The following is a 20,059-nucleotide window of genomic DNA, read 5'->3' as shown; positions in this document are numbered from 1 at the left end:
GAATGTACATTACTATCTGAATTACTCTTAATTACTTTTGCATTATAAAAAAGGCCTGAAGCTTATCTAATAATTCCTTTTTGTCTATTGTCTTTAAAAAATATCCTTCCGGCTTAAGTGCCACTACTGCCATAACACTTTCCTTGTCACCTTTTCCTGTGAGAAACATTACGGGAATATTTTTTGTTTCAGGCTCACTGCGAAGCATTTCCAAAACTTGTGGTCCGCTTGTGACAGGCATTTCATGGTCTAAAAGAATCAAATCCACCTTATTTTTAGCAAGCCATTTTATAGCCTGCATGCCAGAATTCGCCATGGATACCTTATAGGAGTCACGAAGCCATTCCCTGACAAGTGTTAGATATTGTGGGTCATCATCTACAACAAGAATGCTTTTCTTGAAGTCGCCCTTTGCTTCCTTCTCAAAAAACTCTTTGACTGACTGGGTATAAACTGCATTATCCACCGGTCTGCCAAAGGCTTGATATATCAGATGCTTAGGGAAAAATTTTTCCATGGCATCTATATCGCTTTGCTCACCAATGAGAATCATTTGTAGCCCCATGTTTTCCATATTATCAATGAGAAAATGAATAACATCCTCCTGGGGAACGTCATTTTCATCAATGTAAAAGGTAATCAGCATATCTTTTTCAAGGCTACTATTGATATCATTAACAGACCAATGGACAAATTTTGTCTTACAGCCGGCAGCCGTTGCCTTTTGAATAAGAACCCTGACGATAAATGATTCCTTTTCCCCCACTACAATCATTTTGCTTTCCATCTTGCCTCTCCTTTTGTGTGCTCTACTGAAGTTTTTCTGTAATTAAAGTTTCCATTTCATCCCAGTCAAAGCTTCTAAGCAGCTTTTCGATTTTTGAAATGATTTCACTATCTTCTGCTGGAAGCTTGTATTCCTTAAGCTGTTCAACTATCATCTCAACCGCATCGTAATCCATTTGCGGAATCATATCCTTTAGGGCTGCATACGCTTCCTTTAGTTCATCTTGTGGTATAGGCTCCTTATTGCTACTATCTTCAGTTCCTTCCTCTATATGCTTTAGCTTTTCCTTAAATGCATAGTAATCATCCATGAATTTCCTGTGATTATTTTCGATGAATTTCACATCCTCATGGTTGCCAGCATCCTCAAGTGAGGCCGCTAACGTAGAAAGTGGAATAGCGCCTATAATTCTTGCTGAACTCTTTAAGGCATGTACCTTTATGGTGTATAGTCTTATATTTTTACTTTCATATGCATTTTCAATAACCTCTGAATTATCATCAATGGTGTCGTAGAAAAGCTTAAGGGCAAAGATAAAGTTTTTTATACCACCTGAATTTCTAATTCCATCTGGCACTGAAATGTCTGTAATATCACTTATCCAAACAAGGTCGATTGGGATTTCATCAAGGTCCTCTTCAACATCAGCCTCTGTAGCCTTTTCCATCATTTCCTCTGGAATATGCTTCATAATGGTGCGCTCTAAGGCTTCGCTATCCACAGGCTTTGACAGATATCCATTAAAGCCCTTAGAGGTATAGAACTCTTCTCCTGCTACCGCATTTGCGGTAAGAGCATAGACTGGAAGCTCCTTATCTATCTCACGGATTTTCTCAAGAGTTTCGATACCATCCATTTCCGGCATCATGTGGTCAAGCAGTACAATGTGGAATTTGTCCTGTTGTATTTTTTCGATACATTCAACACCACTTGAAGCTGTGGTCACAAATACCTTTGTTGCTTTCAGCAGATTTTTGATAACATTAAGATTCATCGGGTTATCATCAACTACAAGAACATCTGCATCTGGTGCTATAAATTTTGGAATATATGGTCCCTTTGCAAATGTTTCTTCTCGTTCGGTGAAAACGCCAATCGGTGTACTGTCTACTACTTTTTGTGAAACCGTAAGGGTGAATTCAGAGCCTTCGCCGTAGGTACTCTCTAATGTAAGACTACCACCCATGAGCTCTGCAAATCTGTTTGAAATATCAAGTCCAAGTCCAGTGCCTTGGATAGCGCTATTTTTTACCTCATCCAGGCGCTCGTAAGCTGTAAATATTTTATCTAAATCCTCTTCTTTAACACCTATTCCTGTATCCTTTACAACGAAGCTGATATCACACACATCATCTTCTCTTTTAAGCATAGATACCGATAAAATAAAGCCACCATCATCTGTATATTTGACAGCATTAGTAAGCAGATTTATGACTATCTGCTTAATTTTTCCATCATCTCCGTAAAGACGTTTTGGCAATATTTCATCCACAACTATGTCAAAGGTCAATTCCTTTTGGGTGCTCTTTACCCTGATCATGCTTGCAACAGACCTGATCATCTCCTGCAGGTCATATTCCTCTTCTACAAGATGCATCTTTCCTGATTCAATTTTTGACATATCAAGAAGATCATTAATAAGACTCAAAAGTGAGTCTGCAGCACTTCTAATATCAAATGAGTAATTCATCATTGCCAGGAAATAGTTTTTTGGCACCCCTTCAGGATTTTCCCTGGTAATCATTTCATTCATACCTATTATTGTGTTGATTGGGGTTCTAATCTCATGAGAAATATTGGCAAGGAATCTACTCTTTGCAGTGTTAGCTCTTTCAGCTTCATTCTTTGCCTGAATTATCTCATCATATTGCCTTTTAATTACCTTATTTTGCATTATCTGGTAAATGACTATGCCCACAATAACTACAATTGCTGCCAAGGCAAATACTCTAAATACAATAAACTCCATCAAATGAGGTCTTTTATAGATGTCAAATACATCATCCTTAATAACCTCATCAGTGTTATTATCCAAGACTTCAATATGAAGTTTATATTTTCCATAAGGTATATTTGTGTACTCTATTGGGCCTAATTCACTTTTTCCAACAATTACACCTTTATCATCAAGTCCAGTCATATATACATGGACAGTAGGATTTAACATCGAATAGTCCATAACTGACGGTATAATACGGATACGTTCCCCTGAAGTAGGAATAATATATTTTCCATTTTCATTTGGAATTATTTTTTCACCATCACAGAATATACCGCCTAAACCTACTTTTACATCTGCATCTATCTCAAAGAAACGGGTCATATTAACGCCTATAACACCATGACGACCAGCTATTAACATATTTCCATCGTCATCCATTGTGCTATATGACAACGATGTAATTCCATATGGCATACCGTTATCTATAGTATATAGCCTGTAGTTTTCAACTCTATTATTAAGCATCTCTTCCATTTGAACGCTATAAATTCCACAGGCTGAAAGTACCCAGGCATTACCATTATCGCCCAAAATAATATCAATATTATTATTGTATGGAAATGTTGGCACGTTGTAGATAGCACCATTTTTCATATATTCAATTGAATTTGAAGTGATTATCCAATATACTTCATTTTCCGCATCCCACTTAATTTGAGATACAACATCACTTGTAAGACCTTCGTCACGCCCAATTCTAGTGATTTTATTATTGTCTATTATATAAATTCCATCTCCATCCGTACCAACATAGATTCTGCCGTCCTTTGACTCTACAGCTGTAAAAAAGACGGTATTTCTGATTCCATCTTCTTCCCCAACAGTTTTTATAATTTCTCCGTCCTTAATTATGACCAAGCCTGCATTTGTAGAAACTAATATTTTTCCATCATCAGTTTCGTTAGTACTTCTAACCTGGTTGGTAGGCATACCAGTAGCACGGGTATAAGAAACTATCTCTCCTGAGGCTTTAAGGCAGACTAATCCCTTTCCATTTGTATAGGTTGAAATCCAAAGATTTCCTGCCTTGTCCTTCATAATGCATCTGATTTTTGAGCCATTTAGCATATAGGTCAATTCGTTATCATAAGCATGATTTTCCCTATCAACCACATAAAGGCCATAATCAGTACCAATATATAAATAGCCATTGTAGGTACATACAGCGTTAGTAACAGCATCCCTGATTTGAGCTTCTTCTGTTATGTCAGAAAAATTATTTGTAACAACCTTCATAACTCCTTCTGTAGATAAAGCTATCCACAGATTTCCCTGATAGTCAGAGGTTGTCATCTCGATTGATGTATTTGTAGGAAGATGTTTTACCAGATGGAAATGCTTTTGCTTGTCGATGTATCCAAATCCATCCTTAGATGAAACCCAAACTCTGCCACAGTCATAGCTAATCCAATGAAGATTGGATATTCCGTCAGTCAAAATACGTTCCATGTTAAAAGCTCTGGCGCCAAAGGTTCCATAATATACCGAAGAGCTTTCTGTGGTAAAATATACTTTTCCTGAAACCTTTGGATCTGCAAGAATTGAGGTTATATCGTCTATACCAAGGTCTCTGGAAGTATATACAGCTGAAATCTTACAATCAATTATAGAAAAAACTGTTCCGCTTGAGGTCTGACCATAAATAATACCTGATACATCTGAAACCAGTCTAAGGACTCTCTCATGATTAATTCTTTCATCATCAATTTTGCAAAGCTGCCCCTCTGGATTAAGATAAGCCAAGCCAGATGTTGTTCCAATAAAAACATTTTCCTCATCATCTTCCGCAAATGCTCTTATGGATGATGATGGAAGGCCTTCCTTATATGTGTAATGAGTGCGGTTGTCACCATCTAGAACTACAACACCATTATCATTTGTACCGATATAAATTCTACCTGAAGAATCCTCAAAAATAGTTCTGCCACTTGTGAGACCTTCACTGGACTCCAGCCTGACGAAAGTAGTTCCATCATATCTGATGATTCCACCATAGCTACCTATCCAGATTGCTCCGTCGCTAGCACACATTACGCAATTTGCATCTGAGGTAACAAGTCCGTTTGATGCATCATAAATCTTTGCTGTATATCCTACCTGAGGGAGCTGACCAGACAGTGCATAGCCACCACCAGATTTTGCCACTTCATTGCTGTCCTTATCTGCAGCATGATTCACCTTTGCTGGTGCCAAAAGCAGCAACGCAATTAAAAGGACTATTAACTTTTTCGCATTTTTAATAGTAAAATGTCTCAAAGTAAAAACAACCTTTCTTCCTAAATCTCATTATATTTCTTGAGAATAACCTTTATTTCAGGTACAGCTTCCAAAAATACTTCAACACATTTTGGATCAAACTGTGTGCCAGCGCCTTCTTTTAGAATATCCAATGCCTTTTCCAATTCAAAAGCAGGCTTATATACACGCTTCGATGTCAGGGCATCAAAAACATCTGCCACCGCCATTATTCTTGCAGATAAAGGGATTACTTCTCCATGCAGACCATCAGGATATCCCTTACCATCCCATCTTTCGTGATGATATGCTGCCATATTTCTGGCTTCCTTTAAATAGCTTCCACCCTTTACAGTGTAAATGGCTTTTTCCATAATCTCCTTACCTGCAGTTGTATGAGTTTTCATTATTTCAAATTCTTCATCTGTCAGCTTTCCTGGCTTGTTAAGAATTTTATCTGAGATATTTATTTTTCCTACATCATGAAGAGGAGCAGACCTTACAATGTCTGACATAAATTTTGCATTAATCTTTTCAGGGTAATACCCTTTTTCTTTAAGGCCCTCCACAATTATTTTTACATATGCTGCAGTTTTCTGAACATGAGCCCCTGTGTCGGAATCGCGGCTTTCAACCATATCAGCCATAGTTATAATCAATCCATCCTGCATTTTCATGGTGGACTCAGATAGGCGCCTGATATTTCGCATCTGTTCAGCCTGATTCAGAGCCATATCACATATAGTCTTATAAAGCTTTTCTATTTCATCGCCAGTTCGAATATCAATGGCTCTTATCTTTTTAACGTTTTCATCAAGACTTGTTTGATCATCGCCATTATCAGAAAAATGATCCACGCATTCTGTAATGGCAGTTATCGGATAGGTGGTATTAATGCTGGTACGCCAAAGCTCATATGCTACCAAAAGCAGGTATAATCCGGCTAATATAAAAAGCACTTTTAGTAGGAATTTAAACATATATCCTGCCAAATAAACCAGCAATACATAACAGCTTACATAGCAAACCGTTTTTCCCTCATCATCCTTAACCGGATAAAATATTGTGTAAGTCCAATGTCTAATTGTCGCCTCTTCGATTGGTTCAATGTCTTCACCAGCAATGGCTTTTGCTATGTATGGCTTAAATCCTTCCTCAAAAGGAACAACATCCCCAGGATTGTGTTTAACCATATCTTCTTTTGCCAAGTCGTAAATCACATGATATCCATCTTCTTTAATTTCCGTCACATGGAGACTTGAAATTTCAGGGACACTATCTCTTATCATAATTAATAGTTTTTCTGTCTCCTGATATCCAACGGCATTTACACCATTTTTATTAAACCTATCAACTAATTTAGGATCTATCATTTCAGCCACAAAGGCTGCCGCATTATAAACGTTTTCCTTCATTGAATTTTTTTCGTTCTGATAGTACAGACGAAAGCCAATGCAGGCCATTGCAATAACGATTATGGATGATGTCATAACTAAAGTCAGAGTTTCTCTTGTGCGAACAGAATGCCTGATCCATTTAACCCCCTTTTTTCTTTTTTCCACTTCCATTTTTGGACGGACAGCCTGTCTTAGTGTACAAAGCTGTATATCATCGGCAAAATTTTCAGGGAACAGCTTTAACACCAAACGAACTATGACAATGGACATCCCTTTATCTGGAATATTAATTAAAATATTTAGAATTAACGTAGGAATTACTATATGCATGCCAGTTATTTCAGCAATCTCAGCGGCATTATTTCCAACTACAGAATTTTGAAAATCAAATAATACCCACTGAATAATTGTGGCCAGAACTCCAGTAAGAGTTGCCAGTCTGATTGTGAGCCCAGCAATATTATAAATTCGGTTAATAGAATACTTTTTCACATATGAAAAGGTTGCAAGGGCTATAAGTGAGTTAATTGAGGAATAGTAAATAGTTTCAATATTGCTAATCATACCTATTACGTTTGTAGCAAACCCGGTAAGTATTCCAAAAAATGGTCCTGCAACTATTGTCGTAAAAATCGTTCCAACAGTATCAAAATAAAGAGGTAGCCCAAAAGTATACATAAAATAGTACAGTAATACATTTGCAGCTATACTTATTAATACAATTGCAGTTAATTTAATCCTGTTTTGTTTCATGTTACCTGAATTCCCCTGTTTTATCTGAATAACCAAGCATTCCACATAGATAAGACTGCTTGATAAAAATTATAGGCATGGCCAATTATAAGTGTCAGTACTTATATATGATTTTATCAACAAATACAAGAAATGCTTTGTATAAATCTTATATTTCAAAAAGATTTCACATATATTCTGATATTTACTCTTATTGTTGTCTCTTGAAATGCAAAAAAGCAGTTCAAACCGAACTGCTTTTTTGTCGTTATTACTGTACTATGAATACCTTAACTCCATGAAGTGGTATGGTAAATACAGGCTTGCTGTCCACTTCATACAGATTATCTGTCCATATATCTTTAATTTTTAGTGTTTCAACCTTTGACTGAAGCAACTTTTCCAAATCCACATCAAAATCTCTGTATTCATCCGAAAGATTAAATATCGCAAATGCGAATTGGCCAGTGGCAGCATTTTTAGTCTTCCATATAGCTTTTGTGTCATCCCTATATACCTGACTTGCTTTCCAGCCATCTTCCATAAATGTAAGTAAATATTTGTTTGTAAGTAATGCCACATCTTCTTCAGTCATTTTTGTGAGCTCTCCACCTATCATAAGTGGTGAACGGAACATGCTCCAAAGAGTCATCATTGTCTGAAGCTCATCATATGTAAAATTACTTAAGCGTTCTTCACCAAAGCCACCTCCCACTATACCTATTGGAAGCATATCACAATCTGGGAAGCATCCGGTTTTTACATGATCCTGCCACATTTCACAGCGCCAGAACATATTTTTAAGAAGCTCCCACTTATCCCAAAAGTCATCTGTAATGCGCCACATATTTGCATTTTCCTGATAATGAAAAGCCTTATCGATGTGTGCCGGTCCTGGAGAAAGGCTGAGCACTATCTCACGGCCTGATTTCATAATAGCCTCGTGAAGCATTCTGGTCTCATGCCAGCCACTAAAGTCCTCTGGTTTATACATCCATGAATCGCAGATGTCATCACATTTGATAAAATCCACGCCCCAGCTTGCATAAAGATTAATAATTGAATCATAGTAGGCCTGACCCTCTATGGCATTTTTAACACCATACATATCTGGATTCCAACCACAGATACTGCTTGGATTTGCAATGTCTGCAGCTGTAACAGATGTGCCCAAAACCGGCAGATGTCTTTCAGCAGCAGTTCGAGGAATTCCCCTCATAATATGTATACCAAATTTGAGCCCCAGCTCATGACAATAATCAGCCAATGGCTTAAAGCCTGCCCCATTTTTTGATGATGGAAATCTGACTGGACTTGGAATAAATCTTCCATATTCATCAATTTCATCATCTCCAAATGGAATGTACTGATATTCGTTTCGTTTGGTTCCAGCATCATTTGAATACCACTCGATATCTACAACCACATATTCATAGCCAAATTGCTTTAGATGCTTTGCCATAAAATCCGCATTGGCTTTCACCTGCGCTTCATTGACTGTGGTGTCATAATAATCGTAGCTGTTCCACCCCATAGGCGGTGTTAATGCAAAATCATTTTTTGTCATAACAGTTCTCCTTGTATTACCCCTTTTTTCATAAATCATAAAATAGAGGGCACAGTGTTTGTGCCCTTTACTTTTTAATCATTATACATTATTAGAAGCTGACTGGCATTACTCCAGTTGGATTAGAACCACCAAAAATGCTAAAAATTGCAGCTGGAAGATTTGCACCATACTGTTTGTTGTTTGGCATTCCTGTAGGAAGCTCTGGCATACCTTTGCCGCTGTAGCAAGCAACTATTCCGTCAGCCTCAGGATAAAGTGCACTGTCATAAGGCAGATGCGCACTTACTAAAACTACCTTTGCGTTATTTGCATGAGCCGTTTTGATTACACTGTTAACAAAGTCCTTATTTTTAACCTCTGCTGAATAGGTAGCTGAAATACATATTACTTCATCAGCTCCTTCTAATGCTTTATTAACATCTACATTTGCAAAATCCTTTACACAGATTGCATTTACATTGTTTGAATCAACCTTGATGCCACTTTCATTTAATTTATTGATAGCATAAGTAATTGAAAGCTTTTGATTTTCTGCTGGATATAAAACAGTAACCTTTTTGTTTGTGGCAATTGGGAATGCATCATCATTTTTAACAGAAGTGATTGCTTGAAGTGCCATCTTCCATTCCACATCATGATGCTCCTTGCAGCCTACAACACTTTCTGCCAGATTTACTGATGGCTGGATTCTTGACCATTTTGAAATCTTATTAAGGGAATCATCGTATAGCAATCCATACTTTGCTTTTACATTTAGAATCCTTGTAACAGAATCGTTTACTCTTGCCTCAGATATCTCACCACTTTGAATCATTTTTACGATTCCTGCAATATATTCATCCAGGCTTTGAAGGTCTGCTACTGTAGTTAAATCTACTGGAATAAGTAGCAAATTAGCTCCTGCATTGATAGCATATTTTGCAGCATCCATTCTATCAAAATGTTCTTTTATAGCATCCATGTCCATTGCGTCTGTTACGATTACTCCATCAAATCCTAAATCCTTTCTCAGAATATCCGTAAGAATTGTCTTTGAAAGAGTCGCTGGAAGATTAATTACCTCACCAGTCTTCTTTGAAACATAAGTACCCTTTTCAATCTGCGGATACTGAATATGGGCTGTCATAATAAAATCAGTAGATTTAGCAACTGATGCATATGGAATAAGCTCAAACTGCTTTAACTCATCATATGATTTATCGATAAGTGGAAGTCCTGTGTGGCTATCTGTTGCAGTATCACCATGACCAGGGAAATGCTTTAAGGCAGACATAACTCCATTTGCATGAAGACCATCAATATATCGCTGGCCAAATTTTGCTACTACCTCTGGCTTATCTGAAAATGAACGAACACCAATTATAGGATTGGCTGGATTATTGTTTACATCCATTACAGGACCAAAATCCAGATTAATTCCCTGTACTGCAAGCTCCTCGCCCATAATCTGGGCAACCTTATATGCATTATCAGGATTTCCTGTAGCAGCTATTGCCATATTTCCTGGCATTTGAGTTCCAGTATTTAAACGTGAGACATAACCACCTTCCTGATCAATTGAAATCAGTAGTGATGAAGTGGCTCCACCCTGTAGATTAGCCTTTTGCATATCAGCTACAAGCTCTGTAGTCTGTTTTGCATTCTGAGCATTCTGTCCAAATAAAATCACTCCACCAAAATGGTACTTCTTTAAAGTAGACCTAAGCTCATCATTTAATTCCGTAACTCCTTTTTTGTCATCGCCAGTACCCCAATATCTGAAGGATGGCATAAACATCTGGGCCACCTTCTGCTCTACTGGCATTTCCTGTACCATAGCTTCAATGGTATTTGCCTTTGCCTGGGCAGTGATTGCCGACTGGCTGAATAGTGTTGTTGTACCAACAACTAAAGCTGTTAATAGTGCTAATCCTCTTTTCATTAATGTCCTCCTTTTCTCCCCGTATTATTATAATAAGAATACTCTACTTTGCTTCAAATGTAAAAATAGGTAGCTTGTTTTCTAATCTGGTATCACATGTCCAAAATACTCTATGCTCATGTTCTGTAATTCCAACTTTCTGTTCTTTACATGAAGTATCATCTACACCGACACCCTTTAATCCCATTGTACCTCTTCCTACAGAAATAGTAATGCCAGCATTAACATATTCTGGTCTGTCATCATAAGAACCTGTGAGAATAACACCATTATTCATATTGCTTGTATCAAAGCCTACCTCTGATAGATAATTCTTTACAGTCTTTCCCTGCTTAGCTGCTCTTTCAAAAATATTATTTAAGTCATCAGTAGTCAGCGGACTATTATTAACTTTCTCGTTAATAGCATTTATATCTGTAAATTTACCAATAGTATAGTCATTAGCTTCCTTTGAACTGAGCCTATTATTTAATTTGATACCAGCTCCATTTTTTCCATAATTAATATATGTACATCTATCCTTTTTACCATATTCTCTGGCAGTATCTGCAACTCCAGCGTTATGTGTTCCATCGGCGTTATCGCTGCCTAAGAAGATTTCAGCCACTGTTTTAATCTTGCTAAATACTGTAGCAGAATCACCATGAATTCTATCATAAACAGCCTTAGTCTCTGGATCTAAAGTTTTTACCTGCTCCTCAGTCAATTTAGCAACTTGGTTATGAGCTTTTAAACATTCCATAACGATTTCGCAATTACGTACAAAGCTGCTAACTCTTGTCTCTATAAATCCCTTTGACTTAGTTATAACTTCACCTGAGAACAAGCAATCATGCTTATTAAAATTGTAAATAGCCTCATACATAGTCTTTGTGCTATTATCACCGTTTTCATTTGCAATCAGAGCCTGGGATGCTGCTGCCATATTCTTTAGGATAGTTGCATTTCCTTCTCCCTCATCCCATTCCTTTGTACTTCCTATAAGCTCTGCCACCTTAATAGTTTTTTGAATATCAGAAAGATTCTTGTCCTGTCTAATTTCAGCGATTGACTTTGCACGTGACATTCCATCTTTGGCAAAATTAATAAAGTTATTGTCTTGATTTCTTAAAATTATAGAGTCAACATAATCATTGTTTTTTGTGATTGGATCATCTTCCATATTGTTGATTTCAACAAAATCATTGTTATATACAGAATCTGGAACAACCACATTCTGACCTGCTAAACCTGTAACAATGTTTTTTATTGAGTTTTCAGCATATTTTATTGGTTCAACGTCTCCAACCAAATTTGCTGCAGCTTGTCCATTGGTCTGCATTACTCCTTCATTTGCACTTTTAATAGCTAATTCAAATAATTCTGATTTGTACTCACCACCATAATTAGGAATATATTTATGATATAATTCGTCCACATCATAATATGGTTTCTTGTTACATTCTTCAATGAACTCCATAAGCTGTTGTTTATCCATCTTTCTTATTTCATCGCTTTTTTCACGACCTAATGCAATATAATTTAAGAAATTGTAACCAAGGTAAGCCTTACAATAATCTTCTTTAGTATATGGTTTGTTTTCTACTAAAGTTTCACTTTTATCATCATTTATTTTGATTTCACTACAAGTTCCATCATCATAATAAACATATCGACTATTAGAAAACTCCATTATTGAAAAAATACCTGCATCTGCTCTGTGCACTGGAGTTTCTTCTTTTTTCTCTTCAGCCTTACTCTCGTCAGTTTTGACTTCACCTTCAGATGTTTTCACCTGCTCCTTGTTTTCTTCTGAGGCTTTATCTTTACATAATGTATTAGCAAGTAACATGTAAAGATCTACAGTTTCTTTCTCAACTGTTTTCTGAGCATCTGCTTTCTGAACTTCTTCTTGCTGAGTTTCTTCGTTTTGACTTTCTTCGTTCTGAGTTTCTTCTTTCTGAGTTTCTTCTTTCTGAGCTTCTCCGTTCTGAGCTTCTTCTTTCTGAGCTTCTTCGTTCTGAGCTTCTTCTTTCTGAGCTTCTTCGTTCTGAGCTTCTCCGTTCTGAGCTTCTCCGTTCTGAGCTTCTCCGTTCTGAGCTTCTTCTTTCTGAGCTTCTTCTGGTACGCTTTCATCTACATAACCTGTAATTGCCAAATCATCATTTTCTGCAGCATACGCTGTAACTGCACCAACATTTGAAACCATAGCAATCGCTGCCATACCACATGCAAATTTTCTAACCCACATTTGTCTCTTAACCATTTAAGTTTCCTCCTCGTTATATAAAGTATTTATCAACTCGTTCATTTGATATTGAGAAGTATAGCAATTGAATTGTCACAGTTATGTCACTAAATATTTTTTTACTTTCAAAAAAAGAAGGCTCGATAGGAGCCTCCTTAAATATGTATTATTCTTTTATAAATTTTTCTATTGCTACTGCAACTCCATCCTTATCATTGGTTGGTGCAATATAATCAGCCCATTCCTTTGTCTCAGCTTGCGCATTTTCCATGGCAACTGCAAGACCTGCATAGCGCATCATAGGAATGTCGTTGTAGCCATCACCACAGGCAATTAGATTTTTCCTGTCTATGTCAAGACTTCGAAGCAAGATTTCAAGCGAGGATGCCTTCTCAATTCCTTGAGGTGTTATCTCAAGGAAAAATGGCTCTGAAAAGAATACGTTTACAGCACCATTTAGCTTTTCATCAAGCTTTGCCTGAACCTTTTTTAGTTCCTTATGTTCACCTGTGCACAAAAATTTTACTGGTGGATCAATCTGGGCCTCTTCCTCTAAATGAAACACCTGTCTGATTGGAATATTGTTGATTTGCGATTCGATGTGTACGTATTTATCGTTTTCATTATTTGTAATGATGCCCTCTGCATCATAGGTCAATGTGGTGACATCAAATTTATTGGCGATGTGAACAATATCAGCATAATACTTTTCAGGAATAGTCTCCCTGCGAATAACCTCTCCTGTTTTACAATTGATAATCATTCCTCCATTATATGAGAGTATGTATCCTCCTACTTCTTCTAAATGAAGCTGCTTTGCAATTTTTTTAACTCCAGGGATAGGTCTACCCGAGGCAAGGATTATAACAACACCTGCCTTTGCTGCTTTCATTATTACTTCTTTATTCTTTTTGCTAATCTCTTTTTTGCTATTTAAAAGAGTTCCGTCTAAATCCAATGCTATAGCTTTATATTTCATAATTGGTATCTTATCAATCCAAGTTTACTTAGTCAATCTCTCATTTTAAGAAATTAAAAGCAGCATCTAGTAACACTAGTCCTTCATCTATATCGTTAAATACCAAATTTTTCTTATACTCTATTTCTATTGTTGAAGATTTTTAATTAAATTAACCATCTCTATGGCACCTTGAGCACACTCAAATCCCTTATTGCCAGCTTTTGTACCAGCTCTTTCAACAGCCTGCTCAATAGTATCCGTGGTAAGAACCCCAAACATAACAGGAATTTCTGCCCCAAGGCTAACCTGTGCTATCCCCTTAGACACCTCTGAACAAACATAATCATAATGTGATGTTGCACCTCTGATTACAGCTCCAAGACAAATAACAGCATCATACTTTTTGCTATTTGCCATTTTCTTAGCAATTAAAGGAATCTCAAATGCACCTGGAACCCATGCTACTTCAATATCGTCTTCATTTACATTTTCCCTTTTCAACCCATCAATAGCACCAGCTAAAAGCTTTGAAGTAATAAACTCATTAAATCGAGCAACTACGATTCCCACTTTGATGTTTTGTGATACTAACTTTCCTTCATAAATTTTCATTTTACTATCCTCCTATACTTCTAACATATGTCCCATTCTTGCTTTTTTTGTTTTTAAGTAAAATACGTCATATTTGTTAGCTTCAATCTCAATTGGCACTCTTCTTGAAATCTCCATTCCATAATCTGTAAGTTGATATACCTTATCAGGATTATTAGTAAGTAAGTCCAAAGATTTTATTCCAAGATCCTTTAATATCTGTGCGCCCGTATAGTACTCCCTCATATCTCCTGGAAAACCTAAAGCCAAATTGGCATCAAGAGTATCCATCCCTTCATCCTGTAGCTTGTATGCTTTTAATTTATTAACAAGACCTATACCTCGTCCCTCTTGCCTCATATAAAGAAGTACACCTCGCCCCTCTTTTGCGATGGCCTTCATTGCTGCATCAAACTGCTGTCCACAATCGCATCGCATAGAACCGAACACATCACCTGTAAGGCATTCTGAGTGAACTCGACAAAGAACGTCTTTGCCATCACTAATATCCCCCTTTACCAAGGCAACATGATGCTCACCATTTAATATATTGATATAACAATGAGCCATAAATTCACCATAACGGGTTGGCATTTTTGCAATTGAAACACATTCTACTAGCTTGTCATATACCTTGCGATATTCAATCAATTGAGGAATAGTAATGAATGTCATTCCTAATTCATTGGCGAGCTTTTTCAGCTCCTCCCCTCGCATCATCGTTCCATCATCTGCCATAATCTCACAACAAAGACCACATTCTTTCAAGCCTGCAAGCTTCATCAAATCAACTGTAGCCTCCGTGTGACCTGGGCGTTCAATTACTCCTCCTGCTTTTGCAATAAGAGGAAACATGTGACCCGGGCGTCTAAAATCTAATGGAGAAGCTTCTGTATTCACACAGCTCCTAGCTGTAAGCGCTCTTTCCTCTGCAGATATTCCGGTAGTAGTATCTACGTAATCAATGGATATCGTAAATGCGGTTTCATGATTATCGGTATTGTGTGTAACCATTGGCGATAATGCAAGTCTATTGGAAATTTCTTCGCTCATTGGCATGCATATCAGCCCCTTTCCAACAGAGGCCATCAGATTAACATTCTCAGTAGTTACTGACTCAGCCGCACAAATGAAATCGCCTTCATTTTCTCTTCCTTCATCATCCATTACCATTATGACTTTGCCAGCCCTCAGGTCCTGTATGGCTTTTTTGATAAGCTCTTTTTCCATTATTTTCCCTTTCTATGTTAAATATTTTTTTACGTATTTACCTATAACATCATTTTCTAAATTCACTTTATCGCCAATTTTTTTACTACCAAGGACTGTTACATCAAGTGTGTGAGGAATTATTGATACCTTAAAAGTTTTTTTTCCTATTTCTGCTACAGTTAAGCTTATTCCATCTATAGCGATAGAGCCCTTCTCAACGATTCCATCAAGAATAAAATCGTCTGTACCGATTTCAAACCAAACAGCATTACTATCTCTGCGAATACTTTTTATTATCCCTGTCCCATCTATATGTCCACTAACTATGTGACCACCAAATCTACCATTCGAGGCCATGGCGCGTTCAAGATTCACTTTACTACCTGAAGTTAGAGTCCCTAGACTAGAGCGTGAAAAAGTTTCATTCATTACATCTGCAGAAAACCCCACCGTATTATATTCAACAACCGTCAAACACACGCCGTTTACAGCAATACTATCCCCTAAATGAATATCTTCTAATATTGATTTGCAGGAAATAATAATACGCTGTTCCCTGCTTCCTCTACTGACTCTTTGTACTTTTCCAAGTTCCTCCACAATGCCTGTAAACATTAGTAAATCACCTCATTTTCTATAATTAAGTCTTCACCAGCCCAAATTGTATTTATTGGATTTAGTTTAATTGCCTGATTTATATCGGATATTCCAATACCTTCTACCGGTGATTTACTACTGCCACCAAAAATCTTAGGAGCTATATGTACATGAATTTCGTCAACAATTTTACTCTCCAATGCACTATAATTCAGTGTTCCTCCACCTTCTATCAAAACACTATCTATTCCCATCTCACCTATTAATTTCATTAGATGATTGAGATCCACTCCATTTTTGCTTTGTGGTACAACAATAATTTTACAACCCCTTTTTTCGTATTCTTGTATCAACGTTTTATCTTCAGATGAAGTTGCTATAATAGTTTCTATATCATTTGCAGTCTTTACAACCTGTGAGTCAAGAGGCGTACGCAAATGCGAATCACATATAATTCTCACTGGATTGTTCACTGGCTCATCAAGTCGACAATCTAATCTGGGATTGTCAGCAATAACTGTGGATACCCCCACCATAATCGCTGATAGTTTCTTCCTAAGCCTATGAACATTTTCTCTGGCCAAATCTCCTGTTATCCACTTTGATTCACCAGAAACTGTGGCTATTTTCCCATCTGCTGTCATTGCATATTTCATGACAACATAAGGTCGTTTTTCTGTCATATATTTATTAAATATACAATTTAATTCTTTGCATTCTTTCTCTAACAATCCAGTTTCAACTCTTATACCGCTATTTCTTAGTATTTCTGCCCCTCTACCTGACACAATTGGATTTACATCTAGTGTACCTATTACTACTCTTGTTATTCCGCTTTCTATTATTGCTTCAGTACAAGGTGGAGTCTTCCCGTGATGGCAACATGGCTCTAACGTTACATATAATGTTGCTCCTGTTGAATCATTTCCTCGTTGTCTACAGTCCTTTAAAGCATTTCGCTCAGCATGTAAGTCACCATATTTTTTATGGTATCCTTCTCCTATTATTTTCCCATCCTTAACAATCACCGCTCCTACCATAGGGTTAGGATTAACAAACCCAGCGCCTAATTTAGCCAGCGTTATTGCTCGTTTCATGAACATTTTTTCTTTCATAATCCCTCCTGACAAACAGCCTTTTTAATCCATTAATGTGAAACAAAAAAAGCTCCGGAATCCTCTCCAGAGCTTTTACAATACCAAAATAATAAAAAACTCTGAGAATAATCTATTCTCAGAGCATAATTTTACTAACATATAATATCTTCTTTCATCCAGACTTTACTGTCGGCTTCGGAATTTCACCGAATCATGCCTTGCGGCTCGTGGGCTATACCACCGGTAGGGAATCGCACCCTGCCCTGAAGATTCTATTCAATTTATGGATTGATTGTACGCTATCTATTCAATGACGTCAACCTATTTATAATATTTCTGTTAAAATAACAAACTATTTTTCTTAATTCTTATTGCGCACCATGATTTATCATTATTTTATAATCTCATAATAAATCATAAAATAAAACCTATAAAATGCGAATTAGACTAAGTTTTCTGAAACAATCCTCAGATATATTCCTTTGCCGGCTGCTAAAGATACAAAAGCTGACACTATAGCTATACCAATGTACTTTGTATCTAAATAATTATATGCAAAAACAGTACTAGTTGTCGTAAGAATTGAAGTGAATGCAGCCGTAAGTGTGGCTACAAAAAAAGGATAAAGTATTATTTTAGACCATCTAGCAAAAAAAATAGCCAATCTGTTTATTGGTCGCTTTGACCTTCTAATAGAATTTTTCCACACTTTTATAAGGATCAATAGCTGTTCAAAATCATCTACAGACTCTTTAAAAGTTACTTTCTTCTTCATTAAATCTATAGGAACATTTGGAACGAGCTCAGGCTCAGCGTTAAATGTCAATATAGCTTCCTGAAGAAGCAATTGCCTATCTTCCTCCTGGATATTATTTGAATTATCATACGCTTCTTGAAGTGACTCCAAAAAAATCCTTTGATTTAATGTGAGTTTCATCTTGAGCCGAGCTAAATTATTAGGGTCCTTTATAAATCTTGCATATTCGATATTTATTTTTTCTCTTGTTTTCTCACTAACTATAATTTTCATATTTTAATCTCATTTCTAGAGATTTAGTATATCTAATCAAACTATATGTTTCAATAAAATAAATATAAAATAATCATTAATTATAGGTCTTTAAAGACTCTTTCTGGCATATTTTTTGATTGATATTGCATATCACTAACCTTATAAACAGTAACAAAGGCTTTTGGATCCACTTTATCTATATAAGCCATAAGTTTTTGGAATTCACTTTTATCCACGATGGTAATGATTTCGTCATGTTCTTCCATACGGTATGCACCTGTAACTTTATATACACTTGCACCACTATGTAAATCATTTAATATAAAATCACGTATCTGAGCTTCATAAGGAGAAACAATACATACTCTGCGCTTTAACTTCTGATCAAAGATAAAATGATCAAGCACAACACCATTTAAATAAGTTCCTAGAATACTTAATATAACCGTTTTAGAATCATATGCTAACGCTGAAGATAATGCTATACACATTCCAGAAACCGACATAGCTTTTCCTAAATCAATACGTAGATATTTGTTTAAAATCTTTGCAACGATATCTAAACCACCAGACGATGCATTTCTATTGAACAATATTGCTGTACCTGCACTAACAGTAAAAATGTAACAAACAACATCTAACGCAGCATCTCCAGTAAGTGATGTGTAGTTAGGAAGAAGCCTCTCAAATAAACCAATAGTTACTGGAAGTAAAATTGATGTATAAACTGTTTTATATCCAAACTCTGGACCGCACGTTATAAATCCAATTATCAACAAAACTACATTTAAAACCATAGTAATTGTAGATACTGAAAATGGAATAAAATTGGTTAGTACTATAGCAAATCCTGAAATACTACTTACAGAAGCATGACTTGGCATAAGGAAAAAGAATACAGCTGCTCCAATTATTAAAGTAGCTACTGTAAGAACTACTATCTCCTTAATTATTGATTTTACATTCATTTTTATTACCTGTCCTATATAAATAATCGCCACCATCTATATTTAGGCAGCGATAGTAGGTTACGACTTGAATTCAAAAAAGTCAATATATCTTAATGTATTTATCTTGATAGATTCTAACGAATAATCATATTATTTTTATTAATTATTACTATAAAAATAGACGTTAAATCATTATGATTTAACGTCTACACAAAGCGTGCGTGAGAAGATTCGAACTCCCGACACCTTGGTCCGTAGCCAAGTGCTCTATCCAGCTGAGCTACACACACATAATATTAGTAGCGAGAGGGGGATTCGAACCCTCGACACCGCGGGTATGAACCGCGTGCTCTAGCCAACTGAGCTATCTCGCCACATTTTCAAAACTATAGCAACCTCAAAACTTCATACAGCTTTAAAGAATTATCTTTCTACATATCTTTACCTTAGAATAAACCTTCGATCTATTAGTATTCATCAGCTGAGTGTGTTACCACACTTACACCTTGAACCTATCTACCTTATCGTCTTTAAGGGATCTTATCTCCTTATGGAGGGGATATCTCATCTTGAGGGGGGCTTCACGCTTAGATGCCTTCAGCGTTTATCCCGTCCAGACTTGGCTACTCAGCTATGCCTTTGGTAGACAGCTGATACACCAGTGGTCCGTCCACCCCGGTCCTCTCGTACTAGGGGCAGCTCCTCTCAAATATCCTCCGCCCGCGCCGGATAGGGACCGAACTGTCTCACGACGTTCTGAACCCAGCT

The 20,059-nt window shown here is 36.7% G+C and carries 13 protein-coding genes, 2 tRNA genes, 1 rRNA gene and 1 riboswitch; all 16 genes read right to left on the bottom strand.

What is annotated here, in order from left to right:
* Nucleotides 1-31: 31 nt before the first annotated feature.
* Nucleotides 32-787 (bottom strand): response regulator, encoded by a 756-nt coding sequence (locus tag BLV53_RS14805; RefSeq protein ID WP_090302268.1) that lies wholly within the window; start codon nucleotides 785-787, stop codon nucleotides 32-34.
* Between the two features lie 22 nt (nucleotides 788-809).
* Nucleotides 810-5,045: a hybrid sensor histidine kinase/response regulator gene (locus BLV53_RS14800; RefSeq protein WP_090302267.1), complete on the bottom strand. Its 4,236-nt coding sequence runs from the start codon at nucleotides 5,043-5,045 to the stop codon at nucleotides 810-812.
* Nucleotides 5,046-5,065: 20 nt separating this feature from the next.
* Complete coding sequence (locus BLV53_RS14795) at nucleotides 5,066-7,174, bottom strand: HD-GYP domain-containing protein (protein ID WP_090302265.1); 2,109 nt, start codon at nucleotides 7,172-7,174, stop codon at nucleotides 5,066-5,068.
* A gap of 250 nt (nucleotides 7,175-7,424) precedes the next feature.
* Nucleotides 7,425-8,720 (bottom strand): glycoside hydrolase family 27 protein, encoded by a 1,296-nt coding sequence (locus BLV53_RS14790; protein WP_090302263.1) that lies wholly within the window; start codon nucleotides 8,718-8,720, stop codon nucleotides 7,425-7,427.
* Nucleotides 8,721-8,811: 91 nt separating this feature from the next.
* Nucleotides 8,812-10,644 carry a glycoside hydrolase family 3 protein gene (locus BLV53_RS14785; protein WP_090302261.1) on the bottom strand — a complete coding sequence of 611 codons (1,833 nt, stop codon included), beginning with the start codon at nucleotides 10,642-10,644 and terminating at the stop codon, nucleotides 8,812-8,814.
* Between the two features lie 43 nt (nucleotides 10,645-10,687).
* Nucleotides 10,688-12,889, bottom strand: a complete 2,202-nt coding sequence (locus BLV53_RS14780) for a hypothetical protein (protein WP_139298983.1) — start codon at nucleotides 12,887-12,889, stop codon at nucleotides 10,688-10,690.
* A gap of 148 nt (nucleotides 12,890-13,037) precedes the next feature.
* On the bottom strand, nucleotides 13,038-13,850 hold the full coding sequence (locus BLV53_RS14770) for a Cof-type HAD-IIB family hydrolase (protein ID WP_090302257.1): 813 nt from the start codon (nucleotides 13,848-13,850) through the stop codon (nucleotides 13,038-13,040).
* Between the two features lie 126 nt (nucleotides 13,851-13,976).
* Nucleotides 13,977-14,444: a 6,7-dimethyl-8-ribityllumazine synthase gene (gene ribH / locus BLV53_RS14765; protein WP_090302255.1), complete on the bottom strand. Its 468-nt coding sequence runs from the start codon at nucleotides 14,442-14,444 to the stop codon at nucleotides 13,977-13,979.
* A 12-nt stretch (nucleotides 14,445-14,456) separates the two neighbouring features.
* Nucleotides 14,457-15,653 (bottom strand): bifunctional 3,4-dihydroxy-2-butanone-4-phosphate synthase/GTP cyclohydrolase II, encoded by a 1,197-nt coding sequence (locus BLV53_RS14760; RefSeq protein WP_090302253.1) that lies wholly within the window; start codon nucleotides 15,651-15,653, stop codon nucleotides 14,457-14,459.
* 12 nt (nucleotides 15,654-15,665) lie between these two features.
* Entirely contained in the window at nucleotides 15,666-16,250 is a 585-nt protein-coding gene (gene ribE, locus BLV53_RS14755) for a riboflavin synthase (protein ID WP_090302251.1), read from the bottom strand.
* Nucleotides 16,250-17,347 (bottom strand): bifunctional diaminohydroxyphosphoribosylaminopyrimidine deaminase/5-amino-6-(5-phosphoribosylamino)uracil reductase RibD, encoded by a 1,098-nt coding sequence (ribD, locus tag BLV53_RS14750; RefSeq protein ID WP_090302249.1) that lies wholly within the window; start codon nucleotides 17,345-17,347, stop codon nucleotides 16,250-16,252. The genes ribE and ribD overlap by 1 nt, the downstream gene beginning before the upstream one ends.
* A 142-nt stretch (nucleotides 17,348-17,489) precedes the next feature.
* A riboswitch (FMN riboswitch) is annotated at nucleotides 17,490-17,604 on the bottom strand.
* Between the two features lie 167 nt (nucleotides 17,605-17,771).
* Complete coding sequence (locus tag BLV53_RS14745; protein ID WP_090302247.1) at nucleotides 17,772-18,359, bottom strand: hypothetical protein; 588 nt, start codon at nucleotides 18,357-18,359, stop codon at nucleotides 17,772-17,774.
* A gap of 80 nt (nucleotides 18,360-18,439) precedes the next feature.
* A complete protein-coding gene (locus tag BLV53_RS14740) occupies nucleotides 18,440-19,309 on the bottom strand; it encodes a YitT family protein (protein ID WP_207646243.1) in 870 nt (289 codons plus the stop codon).
* 198 nt (nucleotides 19,310-19,507) lie between these two features.
* Nucleotides 19,508-19,581: transfer RNA gene (locus tag BLV53_RS14735), tRNA-Arg, on the bottom strand.
* Between the two features lie 10 nt (nucleotides 19,582-19,591).
* A tRNA-Met gene (locus tag BLV53_RS14730) sits at nucleotides 19,592-19,665 on the bottom strand.
* 73 nt (nucleotides 19,666-19,738) lie between these two features.
* A 23S ribosomal RNA gene (locus BLV53_RS14725) occupies nucleotides 19,739-20,059 on the bottom strand; the annotation flags it as partial.

Origin of the sequence: Pseudobutyrivibrio sp. ACV-2, assembly GCF_900107545.1 — a bacterium.
Taxonomy (GTDB): domain Bacteria; phylum Bacillota; class Clostridia; order Lachnospirales; family Lachnospiraceae; genus Pseudobutyrivibrio.
The sequence above is the reverse complement of the archived record's forward strand: the minus strand, read 5'-3'. Positions and strand labels throughout refer to the sequence as shown.

Coding starts and splice junctions, on each gene's coding strand:
- BLV53_RS14805 (WP_090302268.1), bottom strand. CDS start 787: ATGGAAAGCAAAATGATTGTAGTGGGGGAAAAGGAATCATTTATCGTC.
- BLV53_RS14795 (WP_090302265.1), bottom strand. CDS start 7,174: ATGAAACAAAACAGGATTAAATTAACTGCAATTGTATTAATAAGTATA.
- BLV53_RS14790 (WP_090302263.1), bottom strand. CDS start 8,720: ATGACAAAAAATGATTTTGCATTAACACCGCCTATGGGGTGGAACAGC.
- BLV53_RS14785 (WP_090302261.1), bottom strand. CDS start 10,644: ATGAAAAGAGGATTAGCACTATTAACAGCTTTAGTTGTTGGTACAACA.
- BLV53_RS14780 (WP_139298983.1), bottom strand. CDS start 12,889: ATGGTTAAGAGACAAATGTGGGTTAGAAAATTTGCATGTGGTATGGCA.
- BLV53_RS14770 (WP_090302257.1), bottom strand. CDS start 13,850: ATGAAATATAAAGCTATAGCATTGGATTTAGACGGAACTCTTTTAAAT.
- ribH (WP_090302255.1), bottom strand. CDS start 14,444: ATGAAAATTTATGAAGGAAAGTTAGTATCACAAAACATCAAAGTGGGA.
- BLV53_RS14760 (WP_090302253.1), bottom strand. CDS start 15,653: ATGGAAAAAGAGCTTATCAAAAAAGCCATACAGGACCTGAGGGCTGGC.
- ribE (WP_090302251.1), bottom strand. CDS start 16,250: ATGTTTACAGGCATTGTGGAGGAACTTGGAAAAGTACAAAGAGTCAGT.
- ribD (WP_090302249.1), bottom strand. CDS start 17,347: ATGAAAGAAAAAATGTTCATGAAACGAGCAATAACGCTGGCTAAATTA.
- BLV53_RS14745 (WP_090302247.1), bottom strand. CDS start 18,359: ATGAAAATTATAGTTAGTGAGAAAACAAGAGAAAAAATAAATATCGAA.
- BLV53_RS14740 (WP_207646243.1), bottom strand. CDS start 19,309: ATGAATGTAAAATCAATAATTAAGGAGATAGTAGTTCTTACAGTAGCT.